Source organism: Psychrobacter sp. CX18 (assembly GCF_057396215.1).
The window spans coordinates 115,934-128,876 of record NZ_JBXYJH010000005.1 but is presented as its reverse complement, the minus strand read 5'-3'; the positions used below and the strand labels follow the sequence as shown (position 1 = coordinate 128,876).

General features: G+C 40.1%; 7 protein-coding genes. 3 read left to right on the top strand and 4 right to left on the bottom strand.

Going from position 1 to position 12,943, the window contains the following annotated elements; genetic code table 11:
* Window positions 1-268: 268 nt before the first annotated feature.
* Entirely contained in the window at window positions 269-1,735 is a 1,467-nt protein-coding gene (gene dnaB / locus AC2SLT_RS05770) for a replicative DNA helicase (protein ID WP_486546824.1), read from the bottom strand.
* 451 nt (window positions 1,736-2,186) lie between these two features.
* Here dnaB and pdxA point away from each other — a divergent pair, with 451 nt between their 5' ends.
* From pdxA to AC2SLT_RS05755, 3 genes are all read left to right on the top strand, one after another.
* Entirely contained in the window at window positions 2,187-3,428 is a 1,242-nt protein-coding gene (gene pdxA, locus AC2SLT_RS05765) for a 4-hydroxythreonine-4-phosphate dehydrogenase PdxA (RefSeq protein ID WP_486546823.1), read from the top strand.
* Between the two features lie 271 nt (window positions 3,429-3,699).
* Window positions 3,700-4,635 (top strand): 16S rRNA (adenine(1518)-N(6)/adenine(1519)-N(6))-dimethyltransferase RsmA, encoded by a 936-nt coding sequence (gene rsmA, locus AC2SLT_RS05760; RefSeq protein WP_486546685.1) that lies wholly within the window; start codon window positions 3,700-3,702, stop codon window positions 4,633-4,635.
* Window positions 4,636-4,670: 35 nt separating this feature from the next.
* On the top strand, window positions 4,671-5,507 hold the full coding sequence (locus AC2SLT_RS05755; RefSeq protein ID WP_486546684.1) for a symmetrical bis(5'-nucleosyl)-tetraphosphatase: 837 nt from the start codon (window positions 4,671-4,673) through the stop codon (window positions 5,505-5,507).
* A 230-nt stretch (window positions 5,508-5,737) separates the two neighbouring features.
* Here AC2SLT_RS05755 and AC2SLT_RS05750 read toward each other — a convergent pair whose 3' ends face one another.
* The 3 genes from AC2SLT_RS05750 to AC2SLT_RS05740 form a co-directional block, all read right to left on the bottom strand.
* Window positions 5,738-8,182, bottom strand: coding sequence for a site-specific recombinase (locus AC2SLT_RS05750; RefSeq protein ID WP_486546683.1), 2,445 nt, complete (start codon window positions 8,180-8,182; stop codon window positions 5,738-5,740).
* Window positions 8,183-8,801: 619 nt separating this feature from the next.
* Window positions 8,802-10,586, bottom strand: coding sequence for an acyl-CoA dehydrogenase C-terminal domain-containing protein (locus AC2SLT_RS05745; protein WP_486546682.1), 1,785 nt, complete (start codon window positions 10,584-10,586; stop codon window positions 8,802-8,804).
* A 192-nt stretch (window positions 10,587-10,778) separates the two neighbouring features.
* Window positions 10,779-12,572: an acyl-CoA dehydrogenase C-terminal domain-containing protein gene (locus AC2SLT_RS05740; RefSeq protein WP_486546681.1), complete on the bottom strand. Its 1,794-nt coding sequence runs from the start codon at window positions 12,570-12,572 to the stop codon at window positions 10,779-10,781.
* Between the last annotated feature and the right edge of the window lie 371 nt (window positions 12,573-12,943).

Sequence of the window (12,943 nt, the reverse complement as noted above, 5' to 3'; positions counted from 1 at the left end):
AAAAGTCGTGGCCTTAAGATTCGATATAGAGGCTTATGTAATAAAGCACGATAATGCTGAATGTGGTATAACACCTTAAACCGCGAACCGTATAATAAAAGGCTATCTTAAAACCCTATAATGAAGCCCTATAATAAAAATAAGCCACTTAAGGACGAATTAAGTAGCTTAGTATGTGTTACTGACTATGATAGTCATATTTAAAGGTCAGACTGTATATAAAAATAGGTTTCTATGTTTTTTTATTTAAATACAGGTCTTTAACAGGCTATTCGTCATTCTCAAAGCTGGCATCCGCCATAAAGTGATCAGGAGTTAAGTTAATAAATCGGGTATACTGACCTTCAAAGGCAAGTCGTACTGTACCAATAGGCCCATTACGTTGTTTACCTATAATAATTTCCGCCACACCTTTAAGATCTGAGTTTTCATTATAAACCTCATCACGATAGATAAAGGTGATCAAATCCGCATCTTGTTCAATAGCGCCTGATTCACGTAAGTCAGACATAATAGGGCGTTTATTCGGTCGATTTTCTAGACTTCGGTTCAGCTGAGAGAGTGCTACCACAGGGCAGTTTAATTCACGGGCTAAGGCTTTTAAACTACGGGAAATCTCTGAAATTTCTTCAACGCGGTTGCCACTTAAGCTAGGTACTTTCATCAGTTGTAGATAATCGACGACGACCATACCCAGCTGACCATCATGATTTTTGGCAATACGGCGACAGCGTGAGCGTAACTCAGAGGGGGGTAGGGCCGTACTGTCATCAATGTATAAGTGCTTTTCTTGCAAATGGGTGACCGCATTCATCATACGTGCCCATTCATCTTCGTTCATTTGACCCGATCTTAAACTGGTTTGGTTGATTTGACCCCATGATGACAGCAAACGCATTACGATAGATTCGGCTGGCATTTCCATTGAAAATACTACCACAGGCAGATTTTCATGAAATAGTACCCCTTCTGCTAAATTCATAGCAAAGGTAGTCTTACCCATTGAGGGACGAGCAGCGACAATAATAAGATCACCTGATTGTAGTCCCTGCGTCTTATTATTGAGTTCTGTAAAGGGCGTTTGTAGACCGATCATGCCATCGGGATTGTTTTTAAGCTCATCGATTTGTTCGATCACATTGGCTAAGACGTCATTGACCTCGACTGGCCCACGCTGCGCAGCTCGTTTGTTATGCTGCTCATTAATGGCAAATATTTTTGACTCGACAGTATCCAAGATATCACTGATACCTCGCTCTCTGGGATCATAAGCGAGGGCTAGCATCTCATTACCGGTAGTAATTAATTGGCGAAGTGTGGACAGCTCACGCACTCGCTGTGCATATGCGGTTAAATTAAATAAAGTACCTGGACTTTGAGTTAAAATATCAGCCAAATAACTTTCACCGCCTGCCTGTTTAAGTAGCTTTTGAGCACTTAGCCAATCATGTACCATAACGGTATCATAGGGTTCACCGACCGTGGCAAGGTGTGAGATAGCGGCAAATATATGTTGGTGGCGACCTGCATAGAAGTCGTCTTTAGAGACGATATCTGAGACTTTTTCATACGACTCCTCAATACTCATTAAAGAGGCAATTAAGGCTTTTTCAATATCAATATTATGAGGCGGTTGCTGACTTAATAAGTCGGTTAAGCCGGCATCATTATTGGTATTTTTTTCATTTTTTTTCTTACTTTCTGCCATAATTTTAGTATCTTTATCGGATGTCAAAATATTTAAGGTGAGTGGCCGATCTATATAAGGTGGCACGTTTATAAGGTGGCGATTATATTTTTCAAATAGCTTATAGTTTTTAAAGCTTATAGGCCAAATAACCTATAGACAATTAGCCTATATAGAATGATGTCAAAACGATTGGTTTAATACCTTTTCCACAAAGCAATCTATTTCTACAAAACAACCTTTCTTTGTCAGACAAATTTGACCTACTATTTGATGACTTTAGTTTGTTTTGTTTGTGCTTGTCTTTCTCGATAGGTTGATTTCGAGATTGAGTAAGAAACTAGGGTAGTTGTCGGATATTCGTTATAACGTCATTGAGATTATAGTATTAAGAAGTTTATCATATTGCACAGATGACATCGTGGACTAAAAAATAAAAATTATTAACTTTAAAAGGATAAGTTTAATGATGCAGCAGACACCAAACCCGCAAATCTTAATGAATAATAAGGGTGAGAAACCTTTAAAGTCCTCTTTGAACTTGCCCTTAAATGCGTCTTCAAATGCGCCCTTTTTAGTCACTACCGGTGAGCCGGCTGGAATAGGTATGGATATTATATTACAACTGGCTATACAGGGCTCGCTGACGACACTCAATCGACCGGTGGTAGTGTTAGCGAATGAAGAGGCTCTCATACAACGGGCAAATAGCCTATATGGTTCAGATTTCCATGAGCATCATGCTGATCTTTGGCATCGTATTGCGACAGCAGATGAGTTAATGACTCTTGAAGAGCAGGCGCTAGATAATTCCGTTTTAAACAAACTATTAAACAGTCAGTTAAACAGCCAATTAAGCAATCAGATAGTGAATAGTGACACGTTACCACAAAGTACACAGTTTTATCTCATACAGGTAGATTGTCCAAGTCCAGTAGTGGCAGGCGAGCTCAATGTTGAGAATGCGGGTATGGTCATTACTCAGTTGGAGTTGGCGCATAAACTGGCTTACGCTGGTTGCGCTTCGGCGATCATTACCGGACCGCTACAAAAGTCAATACTGATAGAGGCAGGATTGACCTTAGCAGACGGCACCATGTTTACCGGCCATACTGAATTTTTTATGCAACAAAGTGGCTGTGACAAAGTAGTAATGATGCTAGCCAATACGGCAATGAAAGTGGCACTGGTGACTACCCATTTACCGCTAAGAGAGGTCGCTGATGCCATTACCTCAGACAATGTGCGTCAAACAGTACAAATCGTATTAGATGATATGCAGGCCAAATTTGGTTTGGATAATCCGCGTATACTGGTTTGCGGGTTAAACCCGCACGCGGGTGAAGGTGGGCATTTGGGGCATGAGGAGATTGATATTATAAATCCGGTTTTAAAAACATTCCAAGATCAGGGCGTTAATATCTCATCTGCCATGCCAGCGGATACTTTATTTACGCCCCGACATTTGCAAGACTGCGATGTCGTCATTGCCATGTTTCATGATCAGGGATTACCGGTTCTTAAGTCGCATGGGTTTGGGGATACAGTCAATCTAACTTTGGGACTACCTTATATTAGAACCTCAGTAGATCATGGTACTGCTTTAGATCTTGCTGGACAATCCATCATCAATGATACAGATAACAACCTCGCAAGTGCTAAAGCAAGTAGTAGCAGTCTGTGGCAAGCGTTAACAATGGCAGATGAAATGGTGGCTTCTATAAGTCGCTCTTTGCTCTAATAGTAGCTCTTTGCTCTAAAAGTAGATAAGCTCTCTAAAAATAGATCTATATGGCGGCTCAAATAAACAGAAGACTTAAAGGCTAAGTCTAACCCCTAATTATGCTAAACTAATTTGTTATACCAAATCTAGAAATTTACCTATCGAGGAAGGCGAATACAAACGCTACAAATAGTAGGTTCAGTGAGCCTGACCGAGTTTAACAAGGATAGGTTATTTTATAGAATAGGTATTATTATAAACTTTTTCACTAAGCGATATATATCCACTTATGACACAATCAAACTCTAGCAAGCACCCCTTAAATGACGCCATAAAACGAGCGAAACATCAGCCTAGAAAAAGGTTCGGACAAAACTTTTTGCACGATGAGAGTATCATTAGCCAAATTGTGGATTCAATCGGACTCAATCGAGATGACAATTTGGTCGAGATTGGTCCGGGTATGGGCGCCTTGACAGAGCCAATGCTCAAACAAGTGGATGCCATGACCGTGATTGAGCTGGATCGAGACTTAGCGAGTAGCTTACGCATTCGTATCGGTGCTAACAGCCATCCGAACTTTACCATTATCAATGCCAACGCGATGCAGTTTGATTATGCGACTTTATACAACCACCCAGAATCTGAAGACGCAGAATCTGAAAAGGTGGTTAGTACTGCCCATGCTGGCAATGAAGCAGGTAGTCATGGAAAAAAATTGCGTATTGTCGGTAATTTACCCTACAATATTTCGACGCCCTTACTGTTCACCTTGCTAGAATATGCTGATATCATTGAAGATATGCATTTTATGTTGCAAAAAGAGGTGGTACAGCGCATCACCGCTGATGTCGGCAGTAAAATATACGGACGTTTGTCTGTTATCATGCAGTATTTCTGTGACACTGAATACCTGTTAACCGTGCCCAGAGGTGCGTTCAACCCTCCACCGAAGGTGACGAGTGCCGTGTTTCGCTTGCGCCCTCATCAAGTTAAACCCGTTAAAGCGGAAGATGAAAAACTGTTTGCCTTAGTTGTCCGCGAAACGTTTAACCATCGTCGTAAGACCCTACGAGCTATTTTTAAGCAGTCAACATTAATGCCGACATTGACAGATGACGACTTGGCAACTATTGGTATAGATGGCAATGCACGACCAGAAACCTTATCAGTAAAAGAGTTCGTGGATTTAAGTAATTTAGTCATTGCCAATCAACAACAATAAATTAAATAAATTTGGATAACTGATTGAGTAACTATATGAATTACCGAGCCGAATATGTGATCGGAGACTTGCAAGGATGTTATGCTGCATATCAGGATTTATTAAAGATAATTGATTTTGATCCTAAGCAAGACAAACTATGGTTTGTCGGAGATATTGTCGCGCGAGGTGAAGACTCATTATCCACATTGCGCCATGTCAAATCTTTATGTGAGCAAGGCGCTGCAGAGACCGTACTTGGTAATCATGATATAAATTTAATTGCCGTTTGGCGAGGCTTTGCCCCACTTAAGAAGAAAGACAATACTGAGTCAATCTTTGAGGCAGAAGACTGCGATGAGTTATTAAATTGGCTCCGTCGACAGCCTTTAATGGTTTACCCAAGTGACGACACAGTGATGGTTCATGCCGGTATTCCACCACATTGGAGCATCAAACAAGCGCAAGGCTATGCTCAGGAAGTCGAAGTTCAGCTACGCAGTAGTCTGCATCAATTAGATAGAGTGTTGCCGAAGCTTTACAATGGTGAGGCGGATTTATGGTCCGATGATTTACATGGCTTTACGCGTATTCGAGCCATTACCAATTATTTTACCCGTATGCGACTGTGTAAAGAAGATGGTAGTCTTGAGTTTAACTTTAAATCTAGTTTGTCGGATGAAATGCCAGATGGCTTCCTACCTTGGTTTGAGTGGCACGTCCCTAGAAAACGTAAAGTACTTTTTGGTCATTGGGCAGCACTAAAGGCTGAAATTGATTTACCTTATGCTAGGGCGCTGGACGGTGGATGCGTGTGGGGTAACTGTATGGTCGCCTACCGACTATCAGATGGTGAGATATTTACCTCATCAGATCATTGTACTAACAACTAGAATTTATAAATATCTAGACCTTATAAAGGTTTTTGATAAAGTATCATTCTCCCATAACAAAACCAGCATAATAAAACCAGCCAATATTTTATTGGCTGGTTTTTTTGCAGAATGATTAAAAGGTATAAAGATTATAAAGTATAAATTTATTAGGTATTATTCCTCAACACCAAGCCACCTTGATTCATAAGTTATTTTTTTAGAGTAGGTATCAATAAGTCTAGATAAAACTACTCAGGTAATTTAGGCGGCTTTTCAGGCTTAGGTAACGGCGTTTTTGCATTTTTAGTTTTGTTTTGGCTATCAGTCTTAGCATTATTTTCAGAAGCTTCAACCTTATCGGGTTTACCAGTTTCAGTATCAGCTTCATTAGACGGTTTAATAACGCGTAATGGTTTAAACTGTAGTTCACTCAATATAACCAAGTTGTTTTGACCTGTTTTTTTGCTATAAATAACAATTTGAGAGCCTGTTAAACTTCGACGATCTAAATGTTTAGACGATCCGTCTTCTTTATTAGCAGCAACAGTGACACCTTCAGGAATAACAGTTAGCGTATTTAAACGACGAACTGCAAAGTACTTTGGGAAAAATTTGTTTTTAGGCACTTTATTGATATCTTCATAAATCAAGTACCCTTGACTATCAATCTTAGCGTATTTCATAGGTTTAGAACGAGGGAGGAAGAAGTCTTTAGGTTGTGTCATTAAATGGGTAAACAACAGCTTAGCAATCGTTTTCCATTCTGGGAATTTAACACCTTTAGATCGTAACGCAACAAACATGGCAAGGAAGAAACTGACCAATAAGTTAATAACACCAATCGAAGCTACCCCAAGAAGAGATATCAATACGATAGTAACGCTAAAATCATCAGCGGACATATTAAAAATACCATGGGCAAAATTTGCAGAAGCGAAGGCAATATGGCGAATGTCCAATGGTAAACCAAATATATAGCCAATAGTTGCGGTACTACCTAGGAAAACACCAAATAAGAAATTACCCATTATTGCGCCTAGGTTTTTATCAATAAATGCGCCAAAACGTTCTAGCCAATAGGCTGGAAAAATCTTTAACAAATACTTGTGACGCGCGATACGTTCGCCAATTTTATTAAAAAGCGCTAAGTTATCATAATAACCCGTTATTAAACCTGATAGGAATAGGTAGACACCTGCAATAGCCGCATGGAAGAGCGCAAGTGAATGGAATGGATCAAGGTCATGTAACAGATGATCTGCTTTATCAGTGGTAATCATAGGTGTACCACTATAATTCATCCATATAATAGAGATAATAAAAGCCAATGGCATCGCAATAAAAACGTTACCAATGATGGCAATAAATTGAGTTCTAATAATATCAACAATGAGTTCAGATAACTTTGTTAATTGATGAGATTTCTTTCCTGAAATATCGGATATTGTGGATGCAATAGCTGCAGCAGTCATGGCGGGCTGCTTAGTGGCAACTGTACCATGGATAATATGAATAAATACGAAGCCTAAACCGTATATCATGCTGTTTACAAAGGCTCGACTCATTGGAGCTAGGTCGAAGTCAGAAAACAAAATTTTTGTAGTTGCCATAAAGGCAATAACGAATCCACCTATGGCAGCCATTTTTAACATTTTTAAATAGCCGGACTTATCAGTACTTATATAATGTTCACCAACCCTACCAGAGTTCTCTGTCACTTTACGCGACAAAAGCTTGGTGTTGTTATTGATAAGATAACCAATACTATAGCGTCTTTTAACACTGATAATAATCGCTTGGGTTAACTCGATTAATGCTTTGTCACGATTTTTGTGATTGTCAGCGAGCAGCTCACTCAAGATACGCATGCGTTTTATACTTTGTTCTAAACGCAATAACATATTGGTAAGACGAATTGAAATACCCGTTTTATAAATACGTTTGCGTACCGTATTTACGATATTGTCACACTGCTCTAACATCACCAATAGGGGACCAAGATTTATATCTTGGCTAGGGGTGATGTCTTTATGATCATCTAACTGATGTGCCTCGCGGTAATTATTGGCAAATAAAACGGCCTCCTGATTTTGAGCGACAAAGGCAGCTGAGTAATCCAGCATCTGCGGATACCCTCTCATTAAGTCAGGATGCAGACCAATACCGCTAATGCGATAAGATAAAATAACCATCGCATTTAAAATATTATTTTTTGCCGTAGCTACTAAGTTTGAGTGAGCAGGATCGACCTTAATTAAGTCTACCAATTCATCCCATAAGCTTTTGTCGATACTAGCTAGCCAGTATTCATCGTGTTTGCCGTCAAACAAATAGTTGACTAGCTCTACAATAGAGTCTTCTTCGGGTAAAAGGGGCACGAATCTATGACCAATTAAGCGCATTAAGCTGCTTGAAAAGGTTTGGTCTGAGAATATGCCGGTGTCCGTATACAACGACATACGGTGAAATTGATTAAGCAAATTTAAAACGAACACGGCCAAGCCATTGGCGTATTCAGGATGATTTCTTAGTATTGCATTTAAAGACCGTATTTGCTCATTAGTAAAGTCTGGATTTTTTTTATACTCTGTCTCTGATACACGTAAGGTATCAATCAGTCTTTTTAGTAAATAAGGTTCAGGGCTTTCGCTAAGTGCATTTATTTTGCCCAAAATATCTCGTAAATCTGCCACGTTATAGCCCTTCAGAGTTTGAATATTGAGAATTTATCTGAAACTGGTTCTAAATACAATAACTTTAATGATAACTTACAACATTTATTTATAAGATGATGTAGTCATAATTTTAAACCCTTTTACCCTAATAAGATAAAGGCATATGACCGTATTTATATTGTGTCTAATTTTTTAAAAATTGCAAACATATCCTAAGTTTTACTAAAATATAAATTTTTTTTAAGTTTACGGAATAAAAAAATATTTATGCAACAGCCTCTAATAAATCATGCAATAAGTATAGTCAGCGAACTACTAAAAGGGTACGGTTTTAACCTCATTAAGTTTACTCCAGTAGTACTTGCACTCGGTTACCGTGTAACCATTTTAGAGTTCTTTGACTATAGACCAATAATTAAATTGATAAAATGAAGCAATAAAAATGCCAGACAATATTGTCTGGCATATCTTTAATACAATTTTAATTATAATGTTAAATAAGGTAATAACCAATCTAGACATTCACCTATCGTGAAAGGCAAGTCTCTACTCCAAATCAAACGCTACGAATTGTAGGTTAAGTGTGCTTAAGCGAGCCTAAAGTGGATAGGTCAATTACAATATCCGTCATAAATTATTAACTAATAGTTTGCTCAAAATAACTGATATCAAACTCCATGATAGGGTCACTACCTGTTTTGACCATTTCAGCATGGGCTTTAATACGTGGCAAGATACGGCCTACGAAATAATCCGCTAGTTTTAGCTTATTAGCATAAAACTCACCTTCTTTATCATGAGCTGCTTCTACCATCATAGCAAACATGAATGAGTAGCACAGATAGCCCATTGCATGTAGATAATCTACTGCACAGCCATTGATTTCACTCTTACGAGTAGAAATATTAGTCAATACAGTAGTCGTCAGCTCTTCAATGGTGCTAGCAGCATCTAATGTGGCTTGTTTGATCTTATGCTCCGCTTTCATGTTAGCCACGAAGTCACGGATTTCAGCTAGGAAGTTCTCTAAATATTTGCCTTGATTACGTGCGATCTTACGACCTAACAAATCAAGCGCCTGAATACCGTTTGCACCTTCATAGATTTGGGCTATACGAGTATCACGAACGATCTGCTCCATTCCCCATTCACGGATATAACCATGGCCGCCAAATACTTGCTGACTGTCAATAGTCGCCTCTAACGCTTTATCGGTTAAGAACGCTTTAGCAATCGGAGTTAATAACGCAACACGAGCAGCCGCTGCTTTGGCATTTTCAGCGTCTACACTGAATTTTGACTCATCCAGTTGCTTGGCTACGTACATTGCAAAGCAACGAGACGCTTCAGCATTAGCGCGTGCATTCAGCAGCATACGGCGTACATCGGCATGATGGATGATTTTATCAGCAGGTTGTTCTGGACTTTGGATCTGTGTATCACTACGACCTTGAGCACGATCTATGGCATACGCAGCAGCATTTTGATACGCCAGTTCAGTTCCCCCTAGGCCTTGTAAGCCCATGGTGACTCGCTCGTAGTTCATCATCACAAACATAGAGGCCAGACCTGTGTTTTCTTCACCAACCATCCAGCCTTTAGCGTTATCAAAGTTCATTACACAGGTGGCTGAGCCTTTGATACCCATTTTGTGTTCTATTGAGCCGGCTGCTAAGGTATTGCGTTCACCGATGCTGCCATCATCATTGACGATAAATTTAGGCACGATAAATAATGAAATGCCTTTAGAGCCTTCTGGCGCATTAGGGGTTTTAGCAAGTACCAAGTGGATGATATTTTCAGTCAGATCATGCTCACCACCCGTAATGAATATTTTGGTACCAGAGATAGCGTAGCTACCATCCTCATTAGGCACTGCTTTGGTTTTAATGATACCTAAATCAGTTCCTGCATGGGGTTCAGTGAGACACATGGTACCTGCCCACTGACCAGTATAGATTTTTTCAAGATAAGTCTGCTTTTGCTCCTCTGACGCTGACGCCAACAGACACAGAGAAGCACCCACGCTAAGGTTAGGGTATAACGCAAAGGCTTGGTTGGTGGTAAAGACCATTTCTTCAGTCAACATAGTGACCATTTTAGGAAAACCCTGACCGCCGTACTCAGGATCACCGCCTAAACCAATCCAGCCTGCTTCAGCATACTGCTTAAAGGCGTCTTTAAAGCCGGCAGGCGTTGTCACAACACCGTCACCTTGATAGGTAGCGCCTTCTTCATCTCCCGAGCGGTTGAGCGGAAGTAGGACATTTTTAGAAAGCTTAGCCATCTCTTCTAATACCATGTTGACAGTATCCATATCAACATGGGCAAGATTTTCATTGGCTTGCCAAAACTTCTCTACATCAAATACGTCATTTAGCATGAAACGCATTTCGTCTAAAGGTGGATTATAAACTGCCATAATTAGTCCTTAAGTTATAAAAGAGGGTGTTTGGTTGTTTATTCTAAATGACTTTATTTTGAATAACTTTATTTCAAACGGATGGTTAAATTGGTCACTAAGGTTAAGATAAACTTGTTTAAAATATAAGTGCTACTGATAATAGTAGCACTTATAAAGCTAGCTAGACAGGGGTAACGATTAGCGGGGTCATTAAAAAGCAAACTGCTCGACAGTCATACTCATATATGGCTCAGCACCTGAATCAATACGGGCTAAGTAGGTACGAGTACGCGGTAATAATTTACTGAAGTAGAATTGAGCTGTTTTGATTTTGGCATCGTAGAATTCTGTTTCAGTAGTATCACCTGCCAATGCTTGCTTAGAAACCGCTGCCATACGTGCCCATAAATAAGCCAAGGTCACATAACCACTAAAATATAAATAATCGACAGCAGCGGCGCCCACTGAGTCAGGGTTTTGAGTGGCTTGCATACCGATACGAGCCGTTAAATCAGCCCATTCTTTATTTAATTTCGCTAGAGGACGTACAAACTCGCCCATAGCGTCATCTTCAGCATGTTCTTCGCAGAATTTGTGAATTACCTTAGTAAAGTTAGCAAGCATTTTACCTTGTGAACCTAATACTTTACGACCTAATAAGTCTAAAGCTTGAATTTCAGTCGTACCTTCGTATAAGCAGGCAATACGCGTGTCACGAACGTTTTGTTCCATACCCCATTCACGAATGAAACCATGTCCACCATAAACTTGTACACCTTGATTAGCCGCTTCATACCCCGTTTCTGTTAAGAAGGCTTTTGCGATAGGTGTCAACAATGATAGCATTTGGTCTGCATATTTTTGTTCTTCACCAGAGCCTTTTGAGACGGTATCGGCAAACATTGAGAGGTAGTACACGAGTGCGCGGCCACCTTCAGCAAACGCTTTTTCGGTTAATAGCATATTGCGTACGGCGGGATGAACGATGATAGGGTCAGCCACTTTATCTGGCGCTTTAGCACCGGATAATGACCGCATTGCCAAACGCTCTTTGGCATATTCAAGAGAGCCTTGGAAGGCAAGCTCTGCCGCCGTTACACCTTGTACCGCAGTACCGATACGAGCAACATTCATAAAGGTGAACATACAGTTAAGACCACGGTTTTCAGGCCCAATTAAGAATCCTTTAGCCCCATCGAAGTTCATGACACACGTGGCTGACGCTTTGATACCCATTTTGTGTTCGATAGATCCACAAGTGACGGTGTTACGGTCTCCTAAGCTGCCATCTTCATTGATATTAAATTTCGGTACGATAAATAATGAGATACCTTTAGTACCTGCAGGGGCTCCTGGTAGGCGAGCCAATACGATATGGATAATGTTATCCGTCATATCGTGTTCACCCGCTGAGATGAAGATTTTCTGACCAGTAATGCTATATGAGCCATCCTCATTTGGCTCAGCTTTAGTCCGAATGATACCTAGGTCAGACCCTGCATGTGCTTCTGTTAAACACATGGTACCAGACCATTCACCAGTCACCATTTTTTCTAAATAAGTCGCTTTTTGTTCATCGGTGCCATGATGTTCAAGGGTGGCAATGGCGCCATGTGATAAGCCTGGGTACATTGAAAAAGACCAGTTAGCAGTACCAACGATCTCATTTACCACGGTACTGAGTGAAAATGGCATCGCTTGTCCGCCAAACTCTTCATCCGCTGCTAGTGCTGGAAAGCCAAGCTCGCAGTATTGTTTGTAAGCTTCTTTAAACCCTTTTGGAGTGGTCACGACACCATTATCAAAGTGACAGCCTTCTTCATCACCAGTGCGGTTCAAAGGGGCCAGTTCATTTTCAGCAAAGCTTGCCGCTGCTTCAATGTAGCTGTCAATGATATCGCTCTCGACTTCTTGGTACTCCGTTAAGCTTTTATAATGGGTGGTACTGTCCAAAAGCTCATGTAATACAAACTGCATGTCACGAATGGGGGCTTTATATTGCATCTGATTGTCCTTTTATTAGTTTAGTAGTTTTGTATGGTCATAGTTAGATGAAAAAGCCACGGCGTTCACCTCGTTAAGTCTGCTAGTGGCATACTTGCTCTCGGTTGCCTTAACTTTAATCGATAGATTTCTATAAAATAACGTATCTTATATAAAATAACGTATCTTTGTCTGACTCATTGAACCTACTATAAGAAGTCTTTGAATTTCTTGATAGATTAATGGTTAGATTTGGTATTATCTGCCTATGACTTAAGGATTATTTATAGATTTTGACTTGAGCTGAACAAGTGAGACAATTTGCCCATTCGTTGTTCGTCAACGTATCTTGAGATAACGTAGACATTGGTAACCACAACTGTGAAGTCATA

Excerpts from the sequence above, each read along its gene's own strand:
- pdxA (WP_486546823.1), top strand. The coding sequence starts at position 2,187 with ATGAATAATAAGGGTGAGAAACCTTTAAAGTCCTCTTTGAACTTGCCC.
- rsmA (WP_486546685.1), top strand. The coding sequence starts at position 3,700 with ATGACACAATCAAACTCTAGCAAGCACCCCTTAAATGACGCCATAAAA.
- AC2SLT_RS05755 (WP_486546684.1), top strand. The coding sequence starts at position 4,671 with ATGAATTACCGAGCCGAATATGTGATCGGAGACTTGCAAGGATGTTAT.
- AC2SLT_RS05745 (WP_486546682.1), bottom strand. The coding sequence starts at position 10,586 with ATGGCAGTTTATAATCCACCTTTAGACGAAATGCGTTTCATGCTAAAT.
- AC2SLT_RS05740 (WP_486546681.1), bottom strand. The coding sequence starts at position 12,572 with ATGCAATATAAAGCCCCCATTCGTGACATGCAGTTTGTATTACATGAG.